The organism is Lutimaribacter marinistellae, assembly GCF_042648365.1.
In the GTDB taxonomy this organism is placed as follows: Bacteria; Pseudomonadota; Alphaproteobacteria; order Rhodobacterales; family Rhodobacteraceae; genus Lutimaribacter_A; species Lutimaribacter_A marinistellae.
This window is the reverse complement of sequence record NZ_JBHRXI010000016.1, coordinates 125,545-147,209: the sequence shown is the minus strand read 5'-3', so window position 1 is coordinate 147,209 and position 21,665 is coordinate 125,545. Positions and strand designations below refer to the sequence as shown.

24 protein-coding genes and 1 tRNA gene are annotated in these 21,665 nt (G+C 61.5%); 12 read left to right on the top strand and 13 right to left on the bottom strand.

Annotated features, from left to right (window positions below; all coding sequences use genetic code 11):
- Nucleotides 1-7: 7 nt before the first annotated feature.
- The 3 genes from ACFORG_RS14835 to ACFORG_RS14825 all read right to left on the bottom strand — a co-directional run bounded on the left by ACFORG_RS14835 (nucleotide 8) and on the right by ACFORG_RS14825 (nucleotide 2,793).
- On the bottom strand, nucleotides 8-1,375 hold the full coding sequence (locus ACFORG_RS14835) for a DUF2927 domain-containing protein (protein ID WP_386736314.1): 1,368 nt from the start codon (nucleotides 1,373-1,375) through the stop codon (nucleotides 8-10).
- On the bottom strand, nucleotides 1,372-1,821 hold the full coding sequence (locus ACFORG_RS14830; RefSeq protein WP_386736313.1) for a GNAT family N-acetyltransferase: 450 nt from the start codon (nucleotides 1,819-1,821) through the stop codon (nucleotides 1,372-1,374). Before ACFORG_RS14830 ends, ACFORG_RS14835 begins: the two co-directional genes overlap by 4 nt.
- 126 nt (nucleotides 1,822-1,947) lie before the next feature.
- Nucleotides 1,948-2,793 (bottom strand): AAA family ATPase, encoded by an 846-nt coding sequence (locus ACFORG_RS14825; protein ID WP_386736312.1) that lies wholly within the window; start codon nucleotides 2,791-2,793, stop codon nucleotides 1,948-1,950.
- Between the two features lie 307 nt (nucleotides 2,794-3,100).
- Here ACFORG_RS14825 and dksA point away from each other — a divergent pair, with 307 nt between their 5' ends.
- Nucleotides 3,101-3,523, top strand: a complete 423-nt coding sequence (dksA, locus tag ACFORG_RS14820; RefSeq protein ID WP_386736617.1) for an RNA polymerase-binding protein DksA — start codon at nucleotides 3,101-3,103, stop codon at nucleotides 3,521-3,523.
- Between the two features lie 72 nt (nucleotides 3,524-3,595).
- Nucleotides 3,596-4,768 carry an FAD-dependent monooxygenase gene (locus ACFORG_RS14815; protein WP_386736616.1) on the top strand — a complete coding sequence of 391 codons (1,173 nt, stop codon included), beginning with the start codon at nucleotides 3,596-3,598 and terminating at the stop codon, nucleotides 4,766-4,768.
- A gap of 4 nt (nucleotides 4,769-4,772) precedes the next feature.
- Here the strand turns inward: ACFORG_RS14815 and xth are convergent, their stop codons facing one another.
- Together xth and ACFORG_RS14805 are read right to left on the bottom strand one after the other, a co-directional pair.
- Complete coding sequence (gene xth, locus ACFORG_RS14810) at nucleotides 4,773-5,552, bottom strand: exodeoxyribonuclease III (RefSeq protein WP_386736311.1); 780 nt, start codon at nucleotides 5,550-5,552, stop codon at nucleotides 4,773-4,775.
- A gap of 70 nt (nucleotides 5,553-5,622) precedes the next feature.
- On the bottom strand, nucleotides 5,623-5,946 hold the full coding sequence (locus tag ACFORG_RS14805; RefSeq protein WP_386736310.1) for a HesB/IscA family protein: 324 nt from the start codon (nucleotides 5,944-5,946) through the stop codon (nucleotides 5,623-5,625).
- A gap of 77 nt (nucleotides 5,947-6,023) precedes the next feature.
- On the opposite strand from ACFORG_RS14805, the gene ACFORG_RS14800 reads away from it, so the two are divergent.
- From ACFORG_RS14800 to ACFORG_RS14770, 7 genes are all read left to right on the top strand, one after another.
- Nucleotides 6,024-7,193: a deoxyguanosinetriphosphate triphosphohydrolase gene (locus ACFORG_RS14800; RefSeq protein ID WP_386736309.1), complete on the top strand. Its 1,170-nt coding sequence runs from the start codon at nucleotides 6,024-6,026 to the stop codon at nucleotides 7,191-7,193.
- A gap of 63 nt (nucleotides 7,194-7,256) precedes the next feature.
- A complete protein-coding gene (gene argS, locus ACFORG_RS14795; protein WP_386736308.1) occupies nucleotides 7,257-9,008 on the top strand; it encodes an arginine--tRNA ligase in 1,752 nt (583 codons plus the stop codon).
- Between the two features lie 95 nt (nucleotides 9,009-9,103).
- Entirely contained in the window at nucleotides 9,104-10,201 is a 1,098-nt protein-coding gene (locus ACFORG_RS14790; protein ID WP_386736307.1) for an SPOR domain-containing protein, read from the top strand.
- Nucleotides 10,198-11,205, top strand: a complete 1,008-nt coding sequence (nagZ, locus tag ACFORG_RS14785; RefSeq protein WP_386736306.1) for a beta-N-acetylhexosaminidase — start codon at nucleotides 10,198-10,200, stop codon at nucleotides 11,203-11,205. The genes ACFORG_RS14790 and nagZ overlap by 4 nt, the downstream gene beginning before the upstream one ends.
- Nucleotides 11,195-11,992: a segregation and condensation protein A gene (locus ACFORG_RS14780; RefSeq protein WP_386736305.1), complete on the top strand. Its 798-nt coding sequence runs from the start codon at nucleotides 11,195-11,197 to the stop codon at nucleotides 11,990-11,992. The genes nagZ and ACFORG_RS14780 overlap by 11 nt, the downstream gene beginning before the upstream one ends.
- Complete coding sequence (gene scpB, locus ACFORG_RS14775; protein ID WP_386736304.1) at nucleotides 11,985-12,647, top strand: SMC-Scp complex subunit ScpB; 663 nt, start codon at nucleotides 11,985-11,987, stop codon at nucleotides 12,645-12,647. The genes ACFORG_RS14780 and scpB overlap by 8 nt, the downstream gene beginning before the upstream one ends.
- A 67-nt stretch (nucleotides 12,648-12,714) precedes the next feature.
- On the top strand, nucleotides 12,715-12,939 hold the full coding sequence (locus ACFORG_RS14770; RefSeq protein ID WP_386736303.1) for a hypothetical protein: 225 nt from the start codon (nucleotides 12,715-12,717) through the stop codon (nucleotides 12,937-12,939).
- Nucleotides 12,940-12,954: 15 nt separating this feature from the next.
- Here ACFORG_RS14770 and ACFORG_RS14765 read toward each other — a convergent pair whose 3' ends face one another.
- The 8 genes from ACFORG_RS14765 to ACFORG_RS14730 all read right to left on the bottom strand — a co-directional run bounded on the left by ACFORG_RS14765 (nucleotide 12,955) and on the right by ACFORG_RS14730 (nucleotide 18,388).
- Entirely contained in the window at nucleotides 12,955-14,049 is a 1,095-nt protein-coding gene (locus ACFORG_RS14765; protein ID WP_386736302.1) for a 2'-deoxycytidine 5'-triphosphate deaminase, read from the bottom strand.
- A gap of 57 nt (nucleotides 14,050-14,106) precedes the next feature.
- A tRNA-Pro gene (locus ACFORG_RS14760) sits at nucleotides 14,107-14,183 on the bottom strand.
- Nucleotides 14,184-14,244: 61 nt separating this feature from the next.
- Nucleotides 14,245-14,925 (bottom strand): MerR family transcriptional regulator, encoded by a 681-nt coding sequence (locus ACFORG_RS14755; RefSeq protein WP_386736301.1) that lies wholly within the window; start codon nucleotides 14,923-14,925, stop codon nucleotides 14,245-14,247.
- 15 nt (nucleotides 14,926-14,940) lie between these two features.
- The gene (gene ihfA, locus ACFORG_RS14750; protein ID WP_386736300.1) at nucleotides 14,941-15,243 is read right to left on the bottom strand and encodes an integration host factor subunit alpha; all 303 of its coding nucleotides are present in this window, start codon (nucleotides 15,241-15,243) and stop codon (nucleotides 14,941-14,943) included.
- Between the two features lie 97 nt (nucleotides 15,244-15,340).
- Entirely contained in the window at nucleotides 15,341-16,312 is a 972-nt protein-coding gene (locus ACFORG_RS14745; protein ID WP_386736299.1) for a beta-ketoacyl-ACP synthase III, read from the bottom strand.
- Between the two features lie 5 nt (nucleotides 16,313-16,317).
- On the bottom strand, nucleotides 16,318-17,424 hold the full coding sequence (plsX, locus tag ACFORG_RS14740; protein ID WP_386736298.1) for a phosphate acyltransferase PlsX: 1,107 nt from the start codon (nucleotides 17,422-17,424) through the stop codon (nucleotides 16,318-16,320).
- A 23-nt stretch (nucleotides 17,425-17,447) separates the two neighbouring features.
- Complete coding sequence (gene rpmF, locus ACFORG_RS14735) at nucleotides 17,448-17,654, bottom strand: 50S ribosomal protein L32 (RefSeq protein ID WP_386736297.1); 207 nt, start codon at nucleotides 17,652-17,654, stop codon at nucleotides 17,448-17,450.
- A 203-nt stretch (nucleotides 17,655-17,857) separates the two neighbouring features.
- Nucleotides 17,858-18,388 carry a YceD family protein gene (locus tag ACFORG_RS14730; protein WP_386736296.1) on the bottom strand — a complete coding sequence of 177 codons (531 nt, stop codon included), beginning with the start codon at nucleotides 18,386-18,388 and terminating at the stop codon, nucleotides 17,858-17,860.
- Between the two features lie 87 nt (nucleotides 18,389-18,475).
- Here ACFORG_RS14730 and ACFORG_RS14725 point away from each other — a divergent pair, with 87 nt between their 5' ends.
- From ACFORG_RS14725 to ACFORG_RS14715, 3 genes are all read left to right on the top strand, one after another.
- Nucleotides 18,476-18,940: an outer membrane protein assembly factor BamE gene (locus ACFORG_RS14725; RefSeq protein WP_386736295.1), complete on the top strand. Its 465-nt coding sequence runs from the start codon at nucleotides 18,476-18,478 to the stop codon at nucleotides 18,938-18,940.
- Nucleotides 18,941-19,022: 82 nt separating this feature from the next.
- Nucleotides 19,023-19,763, top strand: a complete 741-nt coding sequence (locus ACFORG_RS14720) for a GNAT family N-acetyltransferase (RefSeq protein WP_386736294.1) — start codon at nucleotides 19,023-19,025, stop codon at nucleotides 19,761-19,763.
- A gap of 42 nt (nucleotides 19,764-19,805) precedes the next feature.
- On the top strand, nucleotides 19,806-21,614 hold the full coding sequence (locus ACFORG_RS14715; RefSeq protein WP_386736293.1) for an ABC-F family ATP-binding cassette domain-containing protein: 1,809 nt from the start codon (nucleotides 19,806-19,808) through the stop codon (nucleotides 21,612-21,614).
- The last annotated feature ends 51 nt before the right edge of the window (nucleotides 21,615-21,665 follow it).

Genomic DNA, 21,665 nt, shown 5'->3' with positions numbered 1-21,665 from the left:
CGTTTCTCTACCCGCCCAGCCTGTTGCGGGGGTTCAAAAGCGCGACATCCCTCATCAGCGCCCGAACCGCCCAATCCGAGCCGAAGCCGTAACGCGCCCAGCCCAGACTGTCCAGCCGGGTGGCCGCGGCTTCCTCGCCGCGCCCTTCCAGGTCAAGCGCTTCGGCCTGAAGCAGCATCATCGTCGCCAGAAGCGCTGCGTTCTCGGCGCGACGCACGTCTTCGATGGGGCCTCTCAATTGGGCAAGCGCGTTCGCTCCGTCGCCGCGGGATATCGCATAGGCTGCAGTCTGTGCGCGGACATGCGCCTTATGCAGGTCGGTGCCGGGTGTCTGGTCCAGAAATTTGAGCGCGGTCGCGTAATGCCGCTGGGCAAGATCTGCGTCACTCATCTGTATCATCCGCCCGAGGGTGTAGTGCGAGAACGCACGGCGCTGATCCGTCCAACCCTGGCCCTGCGCGATGCGTGTGGCCTCGTTGGCGGCACGGACGCGTGTTTCAAGCCCCGCACCGGGGCCAAGTGCACGTTGCATCGCATCGATCCAGGAACGCGGCGTGCGACTCACCCGCTGTCGCCCGATCCCGTTGCCTGCCGGATTGAGGCGGGCGAGAAGATCGGGCAGCACCCGCGCGACCTGTGCCCGGGTCATGCCGCTGCGCAGCTCCGGCGCATAGGTCGCACGAAGGATCAACATGTCATACCCGGTCAGAACGGTATGCATGTTGTCGTCGTTGAAGACCGATTCCGGCAGCGAGTAGAGGTCGTTGAGCGGGCCGATCGCCTGTGCCAGTTCTTCGTGCAGGCAGTCCCGCACCTCTTGCGGGGTGGCATCGTTGGGCAGGAAGATGCCCAGCGTTTCGCGCGTGCTCAAGAGCGACCAGTTGGTTTTCTCCCGGCGTCGTTCGCGACGGAAATCGGCGAGGCTGGTGATGTTGGGAACAACGAAACAGGCGGCCTGTGGCAAAGCGCGCCGGATCTCGGACCGGCCGACGGCTTCGATCGTGATATTCGCAGCGCCCGATCCGACCTGGCGAATGTCGATGCCGGCCTCGTTGCGCAAGCGCGACAAGAGGCGCGCCAAATCGGCCTGAAGCGAAGGCGGTGGTGCACCGGTCACGCGAACAGTGATCGGGTTTTCGAACCGGGTCATGATCGGAAGTTCGCGCCCGCTTTCAAGTTCGAAGTGGAGCGCGAGAAAATCCGCCGCGATGTTCGCGTTCGACCGCGACGGCACCTGCGGCCGAGGGGCCGAAAAGCTCTTCATCGGTGGCAGGGTGCTGTCTGCGATCTGGGCGCGCGTGGGCGTGTCCTGAAGCGGAACCGTGTCGCATCCGGCCAACACCAGGGCCATGGAAAGGAGGGCACGCTTTATCATGGGCGCTGGTACTTGATGAATGGGCTGAGCTTGCCGATCCGGTCGTATAGCTGGCGAGCAGTGTGGTTGAATTCCTGCGTCAGCCAGTAGACCGATGGCGCCCCGCGCCGGTCAGCCTCGACATAGACCGCTTCGATCAGTTTGCGACCTATCCCCGTGCCGCGACTTTCAGGCACGGCATAGAGATCCTGAAGGTAACAGACATTCTCGATCTTCCAGCCGTGGCGGTGGAACAGGAAATGTACCAAACCGACCAACTGACCGTCCTGTTCGGCGACAAACCCCGAAAACTCCGTCGGGTCGTCACTGAGCATCCGTTCAAAGCTGCTATCATAGATTTCTTGGGGAAGCTCGGTTTCGTAAAACGCGAGGTAATCACGCCACAATGCGCCCCAGGCCTGCCTGTCATCGGCCCGCAAGGGGCGGATCTGCACGTCACTCGTCAAAGGCTGCATCCCGGAACAGTCAACACGTTTCAAGGAACCGACATGCCGGACGTTCCCGGCATGTCTATGGTGGCATTCTGACCAGATCAGGGCAAGGCCCGCGTAAAACGCGAAGCCGGTCGTGGTTTAGCGTTGCGCGCGAGCCATGAAGGCGAGGCGTTCGAACAGGTGAACGTCCTGCTCGTTCTTGAGAAGGGCGCCGTGCAGCTTTGGCAGGGCAGAGGCTCCATCACGCTTGAGGTCTTCTGCGGTCAGATCCTCGGCCAGAAGCAGCTTGAGCCAGTCCAGAACTTCCGAGGTCGAAGGTTTCTTCTTCAGCCCTGCGGTATCGCGCAGCTCGTAGAATTGAGTCAGCGCGGTTGTCAGCAGTTGCTCCTTGATGCCGGGGTGATGCACCTCAACGATGCGCCGCATGGTCGCTTCGTCCGGGAAACGAATGTAGTGGAAGAAGCAGCGCCGCAAGAAAGCGTCGGGCAGTTCCTTCTCGTTGTTCGACGTAATGATTACGATGGGGCGTTGCTTGGCGCGGATCGTCTCGCCGGTCTCGTAGACATGAAACTCCATCTTGTCGAGTTCCTGCAAAAGGTCGTTCGGAAACTCGATATCCGCCTTGTCGATCTCGTCGATCAGCAGCACGATCTTTTCGTCCGCCTCGAAGGCCTGCCAGAGCTTGCCCTTCTTGATGTAGTTGGAGACGTCGTGCACCCGTTCCTCGCCCAGCTGGCTGTCGCGCAGGCGGCTGACCGCATCGTATTCGTAAAGACCCTGCTGCGCGCGCGTGGTCGACTTGATGTTCCATTCGATCATGCGCAGCCCAAGCGCACCCGCCACCTGCTTGGCCAGTTCGGTCTTGCCTGTTCCGGGCTCGCCCTTGACGAGGAGCGGCCGCTCCAATGTGACCGCGGCGTTAACGGCGATGGTCAGGTCGTCGGTGGCCACGTAATCGGCGGTCCCCTCGAAACGTGCGGTCATGTGTGTCTCCGGAAATCTGTGCATGCGATAGCTCGCAACCGACCTAAAGGCGGTGTTGCCCTTTGGCAAGCACCACACCAGGGCCGGTTTGGGACATACTGTCGGGAATGCTTTGAAATCTGACCTAAAAACAAGGATTTGTCTTTGGGCAATGATGCCACCGTCTCGATCCCGTTTTGACATGATGTTGCGCTCTTTGTGTAGTGACATTCCCCGGCCAAAGGGCTAAACGCAGCGCAGAAGGGAGAGCCGAATGTCAGGTGAAACACCAACTATCGACGTTTCAGGCCGTGCCGAGGGAGCCAAGATGAAGCAGGAAACCTTTCTGCCGGACGACTACCGCCCGGCCGAGGACGAACCGTTCATGAATGACCGTCAGCTTGAATATTTTCGTATCAAGCTGATCAACTGGAAAAACGAACTTTTGGCGGGCAGCCGCGATACGATCGAAGGGTTGCAGGACAACACCCGCAACATTCCCGATGTCGCCGACCGCGCAAGCGAAGAGACGGATCGCGCGCTGGAACTGCGCACCCGTGACCGTCAGCGCAAACTCGTTGCAAAGATCGACGCAGCGCTGCGCCGCATCGACGAGGGGGAGTACGGGTACTGCGAAAAGACCGGCGATCCGATCTCGCTCAAACGGCTTGACGCGCGTCCCATCGCGACGATGACGCTCGAAGCGCAGGAGCGGCACGAACGGCGCGAAAAAGTCCACCGCGACGACTGACGATCGGACTGTTAGAATTCAACTGAAACGCCGGGGCCAACCGCTCCGGCGTTTCCGTCTAAAAGGGGCATGATGGAGTTTTCCGGGCGAAAAATCGTGGTCGCCGGCGCAGGGATCGGCGGGCTCGCCTCGGCATTGGCCCTGCGCCAACGTGGAGCAGAGGTCGTGGTGCTCGAACAAGCCGATGCCATCCGCGAGGTCGGAGCGGGCCTTCAGATCAGTCCCAATGGCGTAGCCGTCTTGCGCGCGCTGGGTCTCGAACGGGCTTTGAAGTCGATCTCGATGGCGTCCAAGGCCGTCGTGTTGCGTGACTTCCGCGCGCCGGGAGAGGTTCTGCGCCTCGATTTCAATACCCAGCCCGAGGCCGAGGATTATCGCCTTGTCCACCGGGCGGACCTTGTCGACCTTCTGGCCGATGCCGTTCGCCGTGCCGGTGTGAATATCAGGCTCTTGCAAAAGATCGACAGTGTCGAAGACGGGCAGCGGGCGCAGGTCCGCATGGCGAACGGGGCCGAGGTCGAGGCCGACTTGCTTGTCGGTGCCGATGGCTTGCATTCAACAAGCCGCATCGCGCTGAATGGTGCCGATCGACCGTTTTTTACCGGACAGGTCGCGTGGCGCGCGCTGGTACCCAATACGCTGGGCCTTCCATCCGAGGCGCAGATTTTCATGGGGCCGGGTCGGCACCTTGTCTGTTATCCGCTGCGTAATGACACCGTGGTCAACATTGTCGCGGTTCAGGAACGCCGAGAATGGGCCGCCGAGGGGTGGGACCATTCCGACGATCCCGACAACCTGCGTGAGGCCTTTGCCGGTTTCGAAGGAACGCCGCGCGCGATCCTTGAACAGGTGATCGACGTGCGGCTTTGGGGGCTTTTCCGACATCCTGTGGCGCGTCGCTGGCACGGTCAGTCGGTGGCCATTCTGGGCGATGCCGCGCATCCGACGTTGCCGTTCATGGCGCAAGGGGCAAATCTCGCGCTCGAAGATGCCTGGGTGCTGGCCGACAGTCTTTCCGGCGCGGCTACGATGCGGGATGGGTTGCGTCGTTACCAATCGCGCCGGCGAGAGCGAGCGGAACGTGTCATCGCGGCAGCAAACGGAAATGCGTGGAAGTTCCATGTTCGCCCGGCACCTGTACGCAAGGCAGGGCATATTGCTCTGCGCCTCGCCGGCGCGCTGGCGCCCGAGCGCATGTTGCGACGTTTCGACTGGATCTACGGCCACGACGTGACCGCGACCTGAGCGGTCAGATGTCCATTTCTGCCCAGACTGGTACGTGATCCGAGGGCTTTTCACGCCCGCGTATCTCGGAATCGATGCGACAATCGACAAGCAGGTCTGCGGCCTGCGGATTCAACAGCAGGTGGTCGATCCGGATGCCATCATTCCGGTTCCACGCGCCCGCCTGATAATCCCAGAACGAATAGTGACCTGGGCCCTGTACCCTGGCTCGAAACGCATCGGTAAAGCCCAGGTTAACGATCCGTCGAAACGCTGCACGGCTTTCGGGTCGAAACAGTGCATCCTCGCGCCATGCCTCGGGGCGTTTTGCGTCTTCTTCCTGCGGGATGATGTTGTAGTCGCCGGCCATCAAGGCGGGCTCTTCACTCTGCATAAGCTCCCGCGCACGATGATACAGCCTTTCCATCCACGATAGCTTGTAGTCGAATTTTGGCCCGGGTGCCGGGTTGCCGTTCGGAAGGTACAGCCCGCAGACCCTCAGGGCCTGCTTTCCCACCACAGTTGCCTCGATCCAACGTGCCTGCTCGTCGGTCTCGTCCCCGGGCAGCCCACGCTGGACGTCCTCAAGCGGGAGTTTCGAAAGGATCGCAACCCCGTTGAAGCTCTTTTGGCCGTGGGTTTCGACCGAGTAACCGCGGTCCTCGAACAACTCGCGCGGGAAGTTCTCGTCGACCGATTTGATCTCCTGCAGCAGGGCCACGTCAGGCTGCGCTTCGTCGAGCCAATCGGTCAGCGCGTTCACCCGCGCCTTGATGCCGTTGATGTTGAATGTAGCGATCTTCATGCCCGGCCCTCTTGTCTTGTCGCCGTCCGGTCTAGCCCTTCGTTACGGCGGGGGGCAAGAGGGTGCAGGATTACATCGAGAACGAGGTGCCGCAGCCGCAGGAAGATGTGGCGTTCGGGTTGTCGATGACGAAACGCGCGCCGATCAGTTCCTCGGTGAAATCGATCGTGGCGTTTTCCAGAAAAGGAAGCGAAACGCTGTCGACAACCACTTTCTGACCCTGACCCTCGAGAACGAGGTCATCCGAACCGGGCGCATCCAATGCGATCTCGTATTGAAAGCCCGAACAACCGCCACCCTCGACGGCCACGCGCAAGGCCTGTCCCTGATCGGCCGCGCCGATCTCGGCAAGGCGGGCAAAGGCGCGATCTGTCACTCTGGGGGGAAGATTCATCCCTGACTCCAATGGTTTTCATATTCGACTGCCTGCAATATAGAAAGCGCGAGGACAGCCGACAAGGACAGGTGGACATGCGCGCGCCCTATGCCTCGGACCCCGACCGCGCCCGCGGTCGGCTCGTGCCGGAGGAGGAGAGCAGTTTCCGGTCGTGTTTCCAGCGAGACCGCGACCGTATCATCCATGCCGGCGCGTTTCGCCGGCTCAAACACAAGACGCAGGTCTTCGTCGAGCATGAGGGCGACAACTACCGCACGCGACTTACGCATTCAATCGAAGTCGCGCAGGTGGCTCGCACGATTGCCGGCGCCCTCGGGTTGAACGGTGAGTTGACCGAGGCGGTCGCCCTTGCGCATGACCTGGGCCATACACCCTTTGGCCATACGGGTGAGGACGCGCTGCACGCGTTGATGGCCCCCTATGGCGGGTTCGATCACAACGCCCAGGCGATCCGTATCGTGACACGATTGGAGCGCCACTATGCGGCCTTTGACGGGCTGAACCTGACATGGGAAACGCTCGAGGCGATTGCCAAGCATAACGGACCGGTGATCGGCGATCTGCCCTGGGCGCTGGCCGAGTGCAACGCGGGCTTCGACCTTGAACTGGAAACCCATGCCAGTGCCGAGGCGCAGGTTGCCGCACTGGCCGATGACGTGGCCTATAACAACCACGATCTGCATGACGGCTTGCGGGCCGGGCTTTTCACCGACGACGAGATCGCCGAGCTTCCCATCATCGGTCCCTGTTACGCCGAGGTAGACAGAGCCTATCCGAACACGAACTCCTATCGTCGCCGTCATGAGGCGCTGCGACGGGTTTTCGGGGTCATGGTCTCTGATGTGATCGAAACCTCGCGCGCCGCTCTGGCAGAGGCACGGGCCATCTCGGTCGAGGATATCCGCGGGCTTGGTCATCCGGTGATACGGTTTTCACCTACTCTCTGGTCTGACCTGAAGGTTATCCGGACTTTTCTGTTCCGGCGCATGTACCGGGCGCCCTCGGTGATGGAGGTTCGTGCCCGCGTCTCTCGCGTGGTAAAGGAACTGTTTCCGATCTATCTTTCGGACCCACGGCAAATGCCCCGTCACTGGCATCGCGATATAGAGGCGGCGGAAACCGATACGGCCCTTGCGCGGATCGTGTCCGATTACATCTCCGGTATGACCGACCGGTTCGCCTTGCAGGATCATGCCCGCCTCACCGGGGGCGATCCACTGCAACTGCGCGGCACCGGAACCTGAAACCGCGTCCATTGACGCGGGCGGTTTGCGTGGTAAACCGCCGGCAAGCAAAAGGACAGTCACATGAACCTCTTTACCCAGATCCGTGGCCTTGTGCTGGACGCGCTTGCGCAGATGCAATCCGAAGGCGCTCTGCCCGAGGGGCTCGATTTCGCGAATGTCACGGTGGAGCCGCCTCGCGACCCGTTGCATGGGGACATGGCAACAAACGCGGCGATGGTGCTGGCCAAACCTGCGGGCAAGAAGCCGCGGGATATCGCCGAAACGCTGGCGGAAAAGCTTGGCGCCGATGAACGCATCACAAGCGCCGAGGTGGCGGGACCCGGCTTCCTGAACCTGCGCCTGGCGGCATCCGTCTGGCAGTCCGTGATCAGCACGGTCTTGCGCGATGGAACCGATTTCGGTCGTTCCGACATGGGGCAGGGCAAAACCGCGAATGTCGAGTTCGTGTCCGCCAACCCGACCGGGCCGCTGCATGTGGGGCATTGCCGTGGCGCCGTGTTCGGCGATGCGCTGGCAGGTCTTTTGCAATATGCCGGCTACGACGTCACACGCGAATACTGGATCAACGATGGCGGCGCTCAGGTCGACGTTCTGGCCCGCTCGGCCTATGAGCGGTATCGCGAGGCCAATGGCCTCGATTTCGAAGTCAAGGAAGGCCTCTATCCCGGCGACTACCTGTTGCCCATCGGCGAAGCGCTGAAAGAAAAGTTCGGCGACAGCATGATCGACAAGCCCGAGAGCGAATGGCTGGCCCCGTTCCGCGATTTCACCATCGACGAGATGATGAAGCAGATCCGCGAGGATCTGGCCCTTCTCGGTGTCGAAATGGATGTCTGGACGTCGGAACGCTCCTACTACGACAGCGGCAAGATCGAAAAGACGCTCGAAGAGCTCAAGGAACTGGGCCTCGTCTATCGCGGTGTGCTGGAGCCACCCAAGGGCAAGGCCCCGCCCGAAGACTGGGAACCGCGCGAACAGATGCTGTTCAAGGCGACGGAGTATGGCGACGACGTGGACCGTCCGGTGCAGAAATCCGATGGCGGCTGGACCTATTTCGCCCCCGACCTTGCGTATCACTATGACAAGGTCAAACGGGGCTTTGACGTGATCATCGACGTGTTCGGTGCCGATCATGGCGGATACGTCAAGCGGATGAAGGCAATTGTCGCGGCGCTGGATCACGAAAAACGCGTGAACTTCGACATCAAGCTGTGCCAGCTGGTAAAGCTGTTCAAGAATGGCGAACCCTTCAAGATGTCCAAGCGGGCAGGGACCTTCATCACCCTGCGCGATGTGCTGGAACAGGTCGGGCCTGACGTGACCCGCTTCGTTATGCTGACACGCCGCAACGATGCGCCGCTTGATTTCGATTTCGACAAGGTGCTCGAGCAGAGCCGCGAGAACCCGGTCTTTTATGTGCAATACGCCCATGCGCGCGTGATGAGCGTTCTGCGCCGGGCCGAGGAGGCTGGCATGGATGCCGATGACGCGGCCCTGCTGAACGCAGATCTGTCGCGTGTCGATCACGAGGCAGAGCTTGCTGTCGCCAAGAAACTGGCCGAATGGCCACGCCTGGTCGAGATCGCGGCACGCACCAATGAGCCGCACAGGATCGCCTTCTACCTATATGAATTGGCGGGAGAATTTCACTCTCTGTGGAATCGCGGCAACGATGTTCCGTCGTTGAAATTCCTGCAGGATGGCGATGTGGCCACAAGTCATGCAAAAATGGCACTGGCCCGTTCGGTGGCGGTTGTGATCGCCGCGGGTCTGGGTATCTTGGGCGTGACGCCGGCGCAGGAGATGCGGTAACCAATACCGCCCGAACCGCCGGTCCGAGGCAGGAAACAGGACAGAAGGGACCCCGAGCGCGGCGCAGACACGCGCGAGCGGGCAGTGAGGCGGACATGGCGAGTTTCGACACAACGGGGCAGTACGCCCCGCAGCAGGTTCATTACACGTATCAGAATGCTTACCAGGTACCTCCGGTCGCCGCGCCGGAACAGGTGGTGCAGGACAGTTTCGACACGCAGACGATCGAGGGGCCGCGTGTCCCGTTCATCGGGCGCGTCGTCACCGCCGCCGGGGCCATCGGCTCTTTGGCGTTGGTGGTCGGCATCGGCATCTGGGGCTACAAGCTCGTCGCCCGTGACGTGAGCGGCGTCCCGGTCGTCCGCGCGGTAGAAGGCCCGATGCGCATTCAGCCCGCTGACCCGGGCGGACAACCGGCGGATCACCAGGGGCTTGCCGTCAACACCGTAGCCGCCGAAGGCACGGCCGCACCGCCGCCCGACAAGCTGTATCTTGCGCCGAAGCCGGTTTCGCTCTCCGAAGAGGATGTTCCGATGGGTGAGATGAAACCGGTGAAGGCCTCGCTGACGGTCGACGAGGCGATGCCGATCTCGGATGATGCGGTTGCCGCTTTCCGCGACGGGTCGGTTGATCAACTGGTGGCCGAACTGATCGCCGAGGAAGAGCCGCAACAGACCTTCCTCGAAGGGGAGAATGGCGAAAAGATTGCCGCGATCGTGCAACCCGAACCGATGCCCGCCATCGACCCTGCGGATCTGGTCCAGCAACAGCCCGCGCCGGCACTTCTCGATGCGCCTGGCGTAAAGCGCTCGCCTCGGCCGCAATTGCGCCCCGCGCGGGCAACGCCCTCGGGCATCACGAACCGCACCACGGTCGAAGCGGCAGTTGCCGCGGCCGTGGACACGGCGGCCGCTCTCGATGTCGATGCGGCGACTCTGCCCGTCGGCACCCGCCTCGCGCAGTTGGGCGCTTATGATACTCCCGATATCGCCCGCGCCGAATGGGATCGGATCAATGCCCGCTTTGCCGATTACATGGATGGCAAGCAGCGCGTGATCCAAAAGGCCGCAAGTGGTGGGCGTACCTTCTACAGGCTGCGTGCCATGGGTTTTGACGACCTTAGTGATGCACGACGCTTCTGCGCGGCTCTTGTTGCCGAACGGGCAGACTGTATCCCGGTGACGACCCGGTGACCTTCGGGGCGACGATCCTCGACGCCGATGGGCTTCGCCTCACGCGCGAAGAAAAAACGCTGTTTGCCGAGGTGAACCCGTTCGGGTTCATCCTTTTCGCGCGCAATATCGACAATGCAGACCAGGTTCGTGGGCTGTGTGAGGAATTCCGCGCGGCCGTCGGGCGCAACTGCCCAATCCTCATCGATCAGGAAGGCGGAAGGGTGCAGCGTTTGCGCGCTCCGCTCGCGCGTGAATGGCTGCCTCCTCTCGACCATGTTGCAAGGGCCGGGGACTCCGCCGTGCGGGCGATGTATCTGCGGTATCGTCTGATTGCGCACGAATTGCACGCACTCGGAATCGACTGCAATTGCGCCCCGATGGTCGATATCGCACGCGATGACACGCATCCTTTCCTTGCCAACCGCTGCTACGGTCATGACGCGGAAACCGTGGCCACGCTGGGCCGCGCAGTTGCCGATGCCCTTATCGACGGCGGCGTCTTGCCGGTGGTCAAGCACATGCCCGGACATGGTCGCGCGACGATGGACAGCCATCACGACCTGCCGCATGTTCATTCCGACCCCGAGGATTTGGACGACACCGATTTCCTGCCCTTCCGCGCGCTTGCGGATCTGCCGATGGGTATGACGGCGCATCTCGTCTATGACCGCATAGATGACGCGCCTGCAACGATCTCGCCCCGGATGATTGACCTGATCCGTGAGCAGATCGGGTTTGACGGGCTTATCATGACCGATGATCTGTCGATGAAAGCTCTCCGCGGCAGCCTTGATGAACTTTCTGCTGGTGCTATCGCCGCGGGATGTGACGTGGTTCTGCATTGCAATGGGTCGCTGGCAGAACGCGCCGCGGTCGCCCATGCCGCCGGACCGATGACAGCCGACGCGCAGTACCGCGCGGAAAAGGCGCTCGCTTGCCGACGCGATCCCGGCGAACTTGACATCGAGGCCGCCGAGGCCGACCTTTCCCGCCTCATGGGCGGAGAGGTGTATGACCGATAATCTGTTTGCCGGGGACGAGGGCCTTTCGGTCGCCGACAGGCTGGCCGCCGAGGCACTTATTGTCGATGTCGACGGTTTCGAAGGACCGCTCGACGTCCTTCTGACCCTGTCGCGGACGCAAAAGGTGGACCTGCGAAAGATCTCGGTTCTGGCGCTTGCCCAGCAATACCTGACATTTGTCGAACGTGCGCGGGCGCTTCGGATCGAACTGGCCGCCGATTACCTAGTCATGGCTGCGTGGTTGGCCTTTTTGAAATCCCGCCTTCTGTTACCGCCAGACCCCGAGGAAGAGGGACCGACTGGCGAAGAACTGGCTGCCCACCTCGCGTTTCAGCTTGAGCGGTTGCAGGCTATGCGCGACTCGGCTGCACGCCTTATGGGGCGCGATCAACTCGGGCGCGACTTCTTTCACCGTGGCCAGGGCGAGGATGTTACCAGAATCCGAACCGTGACCTATACCGCGACCTTGCTCGACCTCATGCAGGGCTACGCGCGCATCCGTACACGCGACGAGTTTCGTCCCTTCGTCATGGATCGCGACTCCGTCTTCACGATGGAGCAGGCACTGGATCGGATGCGGCCCCTGATCCGGTTTGCCGGCAGCTGGACCGATATGGAAAGCTATCTGCCCGATGGATGGCATGCCGAACCCGCGCGCAGGCGTTCGGCCACAGCGGCGACGTTTGCGGCGTCTCTCGAACTGGTGAAAGAAGGGCATCTGGAGATTCGACAAAGCGACACATTCGCGCCGATCCATCTGCGCAGGAGAACAGACAAGAGTGACTGAACCCCACGATGACGATGCCGGCGAAAGCCTGTTCGACGCACCGCCGCTGGCCGAGCAGGAGCGTATGGTCGAAGCGGTGCTTTTCGCCAGTCCCGAACCGGTGACCGTGTCCGACCTCGAGGCGCGCATGCCGCATGGCAGCGACGCCGCGCAGGCGCTGGAGCTGTTGCGCAAGCGGTATGAGGGGCGCGGTGTACGTGTGGTCAAGGTCGGAGATGCCTGGGCGATCCGCACGGCCCCCGATCTGGGCTTTCTCATGCAAAAGGAGATCGTCGAGACGCGCAAGTTGAGCCGCGCAGCGATCGAGACCCTTGCCATCGTTGCTTATCACCAACCCTGCACACGGGCAGAGATCGAAGAGATCCGAGGCGTTTCGGTCTCGCGCGGGACCATCGATCAGTTGCTCGAGATGGAATGGATCCGCCTCGGGCGTCGAAGGATGTCACCCGGGCGCCCGGTGACCTTCGTCGTCACGCCACAGTTTCTGGATCATTTCGGCCTGGAAAGCGCCCGTGATCTGCCGGGTCTCAAGGAGTTGCGCGCCGCCGGATTGCTTGAGAACCGCCCGCCGCCGGGAACGATTCCGCTGGGCGAAGGCCGCGACGAGGTCGAGGAGACGGACGAGGGGCAATCGGAACTTTTTGAAGAGGATTGAGCCTTTCGCCCTGAAATCTGCATGATTTACCGCTATATTGCGGCTGGGCAGCAAAGAGAGACGTGCGATGAACGCGAACCACATAATCAATATGATCGTTAAAATGGTCATCGGCAAGCTGGTGCATACCGGCATGAATGCCGGCTTTGACGCGATGTCCAAGATGGGAAGCAGGAAGGGAAAGCCGCAATCCGGCGCCGCGGATGAACAGTTCGCCGAGGATTCGAACGGCCCGTGGACGCGCGAGAACAGCGCCAAGATAAAGCAGGCGACACGCCTCCCGCGCAGCTAACTGCATCCTGTTCGTTTACGGGGCAGCCTTGAAATGCTTGGATAGCTTCAGGCCTTGCCCCTGGTAGTTCGAGGCGATGCCCGCACCGTATAGCTGTGTGGGCCTCTGCGCCATCCGTTCATATACGAGGCGGCCGACGATTTGGCCGTGTTCAAGGACGAACGGAGCCTCGTGGCATCGTACCTCGAGCACGCCACGAGATCCCTTTCCCCCCGCCGCGTCATGCCCGAAACCGGGGTCGAAAAAGCCCGCATAGTGCACGCGGAACTCACCGACCATGGCGAGGTAAGGGGCCATCTCGGCCGCGTAATCGGGCGGAATATGGACAGCCTCGCGGCTGACGAGGATATAAAACGCACCGGGATCGAGGATGATGCGACCCTCATTCGTGCGGATCTCCTCCCAGAACGCGTCTGGCTCGTACTGGCCGATACGGTCCAGGTCTATGACGCCCGTGTGCGGTTTGGCGCGATAACCGACAAGGTCGCCGGCTGCCGGTCGCAGGTCCACGGAAAAGCCAAGCCCGTCGTGAATGACCGCGGGGCCATCGACAAGCTGCGTCTGTTCATGGAGAGCGCCAAGTTCGCCGTCGTCCAGAACAGCCTGACCCTTGCGAAACCGAATCTGGTTCAGTCGCATTCCCGGACGGACCAGAACGGAAAATGATCGGGGGCAGATCTCGGCGTAAAGCGGGCCGTCATACCCTGCCGGGATCCGGTCGAACTCGGTGCCGTGATCGGTGATTGCGCGGGTGAGCAGATCAAGACGACCGGTCGAGCTCTTGGCGTTGGCCACCGCCGAAACACCAGCGGGAAGGGTCAGTGATTCCATCAGTGGAACGAGGTAAACGCAGCCCTTTTCCAATACTGCGCCCTCATCCGTCAGGGGAATGCGGTGCATCTCGAACTCGTCGAGGCGCTGCCGGACGGTATTGCCTTCGCCTGCAAGGAAGGAGGCGCGGACGCGATAGGCGACGGTGCCCAGTCGTAAGTCAAGGCTTGCGGGTTGTACTTGTCCGTCCACGAATGGAGCTTGAGCGCGGATGGCCCCGGCGGCAATCATCGCTTCGATGTTCTGGTTCGGAAAGACACCTGCCGTTTCATCGCTCATGACCAGACCCCTGATGCCTAGGGCACAGTCCCGTCATAAGAGATGTGCGGTAGCTGATGGTCGGGCTAGCAGGACTTGAACCTGCGACCTTCCGTCCCCCAGACGGACGCGCTACCAGGCTGCGCCATAGCCCGACGTGGGAGCGTTCATAACGATTTTCCCGGCAGGGGCAAGAGCAAACCATTGGAATTTTTCTTATCCAGCGGCTTCCGCGTCGTAACGCTCCAACCAGGTTCTAAGCGCCTGGGCGAGGGGCACGATTTGCTCTTTTTCCGAGGCGGTCAACCGGTCGATTCCTGCCAGTGCGGCCAGCGGTCCGGGGGCCGGTTCTATCGCTTCGTCCAATGCCTCATGTTCGACCTCGTCCGCGTTCAAGGCAGGGTTTTCAGCATCTGCTACGGCCTCGACATCGGGGGGCGGGGACAGGAAAGAGGGCAGTTTGGCCTTTTCGGCCGCCTGAGGTGCGGTCAGCGCTTCGACCCTATCGGGTTCAGTCATGTCGCCAAAGTCGAGGTCGATCTGCGCGCCTTCCGACTCTTGCGACCGTCCTTGGAAACGGACAACGGTTCCGCCCTCGGTAAAGGCAGGTTCAGACTTCTCCTCCAGACCTTGCGACAGGTCGGCGACGTGGGACGGGCCTTTCTCGCGCAGGATTTTCTGGACCCCCTTGATGGTCAGCCCGTCGTCATGCAGGAGCTTCTTGATTCCGCCCAGCAATAACATGTCGTTCGGCCGGTAGTATCGACGTCCTCCGGCACGCTTAACGGGTTTGACCTGCGCGAACTTGCTTTCCCAAAAGCGCAGAACATGGGCCTGAACCCCCAGCCATTCCGCAACTTCGCTGATCGTGCGAAAGGCATCGGGGGATTTCGTCATCGTCCAGCGCCCGCCTTACTTGCGGTTGCCGGCGGCAACCCGGTCCTTCATCAGGTGCGATGGACGAAACGTCAGAACACGGCGTGGCTGGATCGGAACCTCTTCGCCGGTCTTCGGATTGCGACCGACGCGGGCGGACTTGTCGCGAACACTGAACGTCCCGAAAGACGAGATCTTGACCTGTTCGCCCCGAACAAGTGCATCCGACATGTGGTTCAGCAAGCTCTCGACGAGCTGCGCACTTTCGTTGCGGGAAAGACCGACCTCGCGGAACACCGCCTCGCTCAGATCCATGCGTGTCAGAGTTTTTTCGCCCATGCGGCCCCCCATGTTGTGAGCGAAGCATAGGGGCAGGGCAATTTCCCTGTCAATATCAAGGAATTGGAGGCGAGGGTTCGGGCAGCCGCCCGCCGCCTTACCAGCGAAGGACGACAGCGCCCCAGGCAAGACCCCCGCCAATCGCCTCGGTAACGACCAGATCGCCACGCTTGATCTGACCGCGCGCCTTGCCGACGGACAGTGCCAAGGGGATCGACGCGGCCGACGTATTGCCATGGTCCTGTACGGTCACGACCACCTTTTCCATAGGCAGATCCATCTTCTTGGCAGTCCCTTGGATGATGCGGATATTGGCCTGATGCGGCACGATCCAGTCGACATCCTGGCTGCTCAATCCCGCGCGCTGCAACGCCGTTTCTGCAGTTTTTGCCAGTTTTTCAACGGCATGCCGGAAAACCTGGTTCCCCTGCATGCGCAAGTACCCAGTGGTTTGCGTGGACACGCCGCCATCGACGTAAAGCAGCTCGCGGTAGCGCCCGTCCGAGTTCAGGTCGACCGACAGAATCCCGCGGTCCTGCGCAGTTCCGGTACCGTCCTGCGCCTCGAGGACAAGGGCACCGGCACCGTCGCCGAAAAGCACGCAGGTCGAACGGTCGGTCCAGTCCATGATGCGCGAAAAGGTTTCGGCACCGATCACGAGCACGCGCTTTGCCTGGCCGGAGAGGATCAGCGCGTTGGCATTGCTCAGCGCGTAAACGAAGCCCGCACAAACCGCCTGAACGTCAAAAGCGAATCCCCCGGTCATGCCCAGCCGGGCCTGAACCATGGTTGCGGCCGATGGAAACGTCAGGTCGGCAGTCGACGTCGCCAACACGATCGCATCGATGTCGTCTGCCGTCAGCCCGGCATCATCAAGCGCGGCTTGCGCTGCATGTGTGGCGAGGTCCGAGGTTGTTTCCCCCTCGGCGGCGAAATGACGGCGTTCGATGCCAGACCGGCTGCGGATCCATTCGTCGGTCGTGTCCAGCGTGGCCTCGAATTCGGAGTTGGGAACGATGCGCTCGGGCAAGTAATGCCCAACCCCGGTGACGACTGCGCGGCCTGCCATATTTTCTAACTGCCTTCTTGTTTTTCCTGCGTCGCTGACGCGAAGTGAACCTCATCTTGTGCAAGCTCGACAGTGGATGCAACCCGTGCGGCCAGCTTTTCCGAGAAGTCCGACTTGGCCAGTTGAAAGGCCAGTTTGATGGCGGCCGACACGCCTGTGTCGTCGGCGCCACCATGCGACTTTACCACCGTCCCGTTCAGCCCCAGGAATACGCCGCCATTGACACGGCGTGGATCGATCCGTTTCTGAAGACGTTTGAGCGATGTCAGCGCAAGGACCGAGGCGATGCGCGACAGCGGAGAGTATCGGAACGCTTCGCGCAGCAGATCGCCGATCAGCGAGGCTGTGCCTTCGCCGGTCTTGATCGCAACATTTCCGGTGAACCCGTCGGTGATGATCACATCGGTCCTGTTGCCGGGAATATCGCCACCTTCTACGAAACCCACGAATTCGAAGTTCGCCCGGTCGGCGAAGCTCTCGATCATTTCATGGGCTTTCTTCAACTCGGACCGGCCCTTGTGCTCCTCGGTCCCGACATTGAGCAAGCCGATCCGTGGGCGGGGCAGGTCCAGGCCGTTGCGTGCGTAAGACGCCCCCATGAGTGCGAATTGCAAAAGGTCCGTCGCGTCCGCGCGCACATCCGCGCCGACATCCAGCATGACGTTGAAGCCTTGTGGATTGCGCGAGGGCCACAGAATCGCGATAGCCGGGCGGGTGACGCCCGGCAGCTTGCGAAGCCGCATCATGGACAGCGCCATCAGAGCACCGGTATTCCCACACGAGACAGCTCCGTGCGCTTCGCCCAGACGTACGGATTCGAGCGTCGACCACATGGAAGTTCCCTTGCCGTGGCGTACCACGTGGCTGGGTTTGTCTTCCATTGTCACGACATCGCGCGCGTCGCGGAAGGAGATCCGGTCAAGCAGCATCTGCCCCCCGCGGCGGCGCGCGATCATCTCGCGCAACTCGTCCTCGGGGCCATGCAGGATGTACCCGAGTTCGGGGTTCTTCTCTGCCGATTTGGCCATGCCCGATATGACGGTCGCGGGGCCCTTGTCCCCGCCCATGGCATCAACCGAAATGGTGATCCGCTGATCTGGCTGTGCCGTCATATGTATGGCCGCCTAGTCGGTGCTCAGGCCGCGTCTTCGTCCAGATCGATCTCGTCGGCCTGCGCGACCACTTCGCGGTCATCATAGTGGCCGCAGGAGGGGCACACGTGATGGGGGCGCTTCAGTTCACCGCAATTGGCGCATTCGTTCGGGTTGGCAGCAACCAGAGCGTCGTGCGCGCGGCGATTGTTGCGGCGCGACTTGGAAACTTTGTTCTGTTGGACAGCCATGTCTCAACCTTTGTCTGACTGGGGCCCGCGGATGTAACCGGGACCGGGTTTCATTCTACGTTTCATGTGGCGTGACGAGCGTGTAGGCCGCGGCCCCGACGTTGTCCAACCCAAAATCCGATGAGCGCGCGAAAATACTGCGAATCTCGCGGGGTTCAAGGGCTTTTTCTGAGCGGCCCCTATGACACCGATTTACTCAAATGTCATGAACCTTTTTGCATCTTTTCGCGCAGGCCCGACAAGGCCGCGAATGGTTTCGTGTCCTCGTCCCGCAACGGCTCGGTTCCGTCTTCGGCGAAGACCGCTTCGGCGGTTTCCGCGCCATCCGTGCGCGGATAGAGCGGCAGGGCAAGCGCCAGCGCCTCGGCCATGACCGCGCGCGGCGAGATCACGTCGCGCAGAGGCTCGTTTTCGTCATCCTCGGGCATTTCAACTTCGTCGCCTTCCGGCTCAACCCAGTTGGCCATGTACAACCGACGAACGGGCACGTCGATTCGTGTTGTCACCGGGTCGAGCGTCACCACGCAGGCCTGCACCACCGTCGCGCCCAGATTGCCGGTCAACAGCCAGTCGCGCTTGCCCTGCACCTTGACCTCGCCCGAGAATCGCAGTTTGCGAACGCCGAGGATCCCCAAGGCATCGGCAAGCGCTGCACGCTCTTCGGCTTCGGGGGCGATCTCAAAGGGTGTGGGCGTGCTCTGGGACAGTGCCGATACACGCAGATCATCACTCATAAGGCCGCCTTTCCTGTGTTGAACCGGGGCAAGTGTTTCTGTAATCCCAATTAGAAAGGGCCGGGTGCCGATACAAGGGGGGCAGAAATGCTCAAGACCGCAGTGCTGTTGAAACCGGTATCCCGGCTTCTCGCGATCGGGGTGCTGCTTGGTTCGATGGCCTGTACGTCCATCTATCGCAACCACGGCTACGTTCCCACGGCTGAAGAACTCGCCGCCTTGCAGGTTGGTGTGGATACGCGCGACAGCGTGATCGAGGCGATCGGTACGCCCAGCTCTTCTGGGATGCTCGATGATTCGGGCTATTTCTATGTCACTACGCGGTTCCGCCACTATGGTGCTCGCCAGCCCGAGATCGTGTCGAGGCAGCTGGTGGCCATCCGGTTCGATCAGCGCGGTGTCGTTCGCAACATCGAGCGTTATGGGCTGGAACAGGGCCGGATCGTCGAACTGGACCGCCGGGTGACTGACTCGAGCATCGAGGACAAATCCTTCCTGCGTCAACTCCTCGGCAATGTGAGCACGTTCAACCCGGGCAACCTGGTCAACTGATCGGCGCGTCACGCCGCTGTCATGTCTTGTGTGCTAGCGCTGCTGCCAATAAATTGGGGCAAGGACATGCGGAGGGCCCGAGATGGCGCAATCGCCTCTGTTGAGCAAAGGCCGATACCGAGCGCGGCTGGCCGTTGATCAGGCAGATCTGGCTGCGGCCCAGGACCTCCGCAGCGTCGCCTTTCAGACAAGCGGCACGGATCATGACGCGCATGACGCGGCCTGCTCACATGTTCTGATCGAGGATCTGCGCGAACAAAGTCGCCTCGTATGCTGCTTTCGCATGCTGACCATGCAGGGCGGCGCCGAAATAGGGAAAAGCTATTCAGCTCAGTTCTACGATCTCTCCGCGCTTGAGACATTCGAGGGCCGTATGGTCGAAATGGGCCGCTTTTGCGTTCACCCCGACTATACCGATCCCGACATCCTGCGCGTCGCATGGGGGGCCATGACGACCTATGTCGACCGCAACGGAATCGAGATGCTGTTCGGCTGTTCTTCCTTTGCCGGTACCGAGACAGGGCAATACCTCGATGCGTTCGCCATGTTGAAAGCGCGGCACCTTGCGCCGAAGCGCTGGTGGCCCAAGGTGAAGGCTCCGCACGTCTTCCGCTACGCCGCGCGCTTGCGCCGCAAACCAGATGCGAAAAAGGCGATGCTGCGCATGCCGCCGCTTTTACGGACCTACCTGATGATGGGGGGCTGGGTCAGCGATCACGCGGTCGTCGACCGGCACATGAACACCCTGCATGTCTTTACCGGACTCGAGATCGGGGCGATCCCCCCGGCGCGCAAACGCCTGTTGCGGGCGGTGGCCGGTTAAGCGGGCGTTGACGCGCCGACCGAGCGGGTTTAGCTGGCGCGTATGGCACGTATCCCTCTTCTGCAATTGAACGGAATCTCGCTGACCTTCGGTGGCGACCCCGTGTTTTCCGACCTCGATCTCGTTGTGCACATGGGCGACCGCGTCGCCCTCGTAGGGCGCAACGGGTCCGGGAAATCGACCCTCATGAAGGTCATGGCGGGCTTGGTCGAGCCGGACGCCGGAGAGATCGTGGTGCCGCCCGGAAAAAGTGTCGGTTACATGGAGCAAGACCCTGACATGGAAGGCTTTTCCACGCTGGGCGATTACGCCACAAGCGAGTTGGAGCCGGGCGAACTGTACAAGGTCGAGCGGGCGGCCGAGGGTTTGAAATTCGACCCCGCGCGCGCGGTCGGAACCGCGTCGGGCGGAGAACGTCGCCGCGCGGCGCTGGCCAAGCTGATGGCCGAGGCGCCGGAACTGATGCTTTTGGACGAGCCGACGAACCATCTCGACATCGAGGCGATCGCCTGGCTCGAAGCAGAGCTGTCCGCGACGCGGGCCGGCTTTGTGCTGATCTCGCACGATAGGGCATTCCTGCGTCAATTGACGCGCGCAACACTATGGATTGATAGGGGAAATGTCCGTCGGCAAGAGCGCGGTTTCGAGTATTTCGAGGCGTGGCGTGACCAGGTCTGGGAAGAAGAGGACACGCAGCGGCACAAGCTGGACCGTCTTATCAAGTCCGAGGCCCGTTGGGCGGTGGAAGGGATCAGCGCGCGGCGCAAGCGCAACCAGGGACGGGTCAGGGCCTTGCAGGCACTGCGGGCCGAACGCGCTGGACAGATCAAGCGACAAGGCGCCGCGGCCTTGGAACTAGAGACCGGGCCGAAGTCCGGCCGTAAGGTGATCGAGGCCGTTGGGTTGGCAAAAACCTTCGGTGACAAGACGATCCTGCGAAAGCTCGACCTGCTTGTGCAACGCGGTGACCGGGTCGCCTTCGTTGGTCCTAACGGTGTTGGAAAAACGACCGTTATCAAAATGTTGCTCGGTGAAGTTGAGCCAGACGAAGGTTCGGTCAAGTTGGGCACAAACCTTGAGATTGCCGTTTTCGACCAGGCTCGGGCGCAGCTCGACCCCGAGATGAGCCTGTGGGACAGCCTGACCGGCGATCCGACGATGCGGGTGTCGGGCAAGGCCGATCAGGTCATGGTGCGTGGGCAGCCCAAGCATGTCGTGGGTTACCTCAAGGAGTTCCTGTTCGATGAGCGGCAGGCGAGAGCGCCGGTTAAGTCCTTGTCAGGTGGAGAAAAAGCGCGGTTACTTCTGGCCAAGCTGATGGCGAAACCGTCGAACCTGCTGGTCCTCGACGAACCGACGAACGACCTGGATATCGAGACGCTGGACCTGTTGCAGGAACTGCTGGACGAGTATGACGGAACGGTACTGCTCGTCAGCCACGACCGTGATTTCCTGGACCGTGTGGCGACAACGACCGTCGCGATGGAGGGCGACGGGAAGGCTGTCGTCTATGCCGGTGGATGGTCGGATTACCAAGCGCAGCGGCAACCAAGTGTCAAGGAAAAAGAAGAAAAACCAAAATCTTCGAAGGAGAAAGTAAGGCAGGAATCCGCGCCGAAACCAGGGTTGAGCTTTACCGAGAAGCACAGGCTGGAAAAGCTGCCGGCCGAGATCGCGCGGCTGGAGGCCGAGATCGGGAAACTACAGGAGTTGATGGCCGATCCCGAGCTTTTCACGCGGGAGCCGGTGAAGTTCCAGAAGGCGACCGAGGCCCTGGTGGAGCGGCAGGAAAAGCTCGCCGCGGCCGAAGAGGAGTGGCTGGAGCTGGAAGAAAAGGCCGAGGCTGGATAAGCGGCGGGGACCTGTCGGTACCCCCTGAATTGACCGTTTTGTACCCCTCTG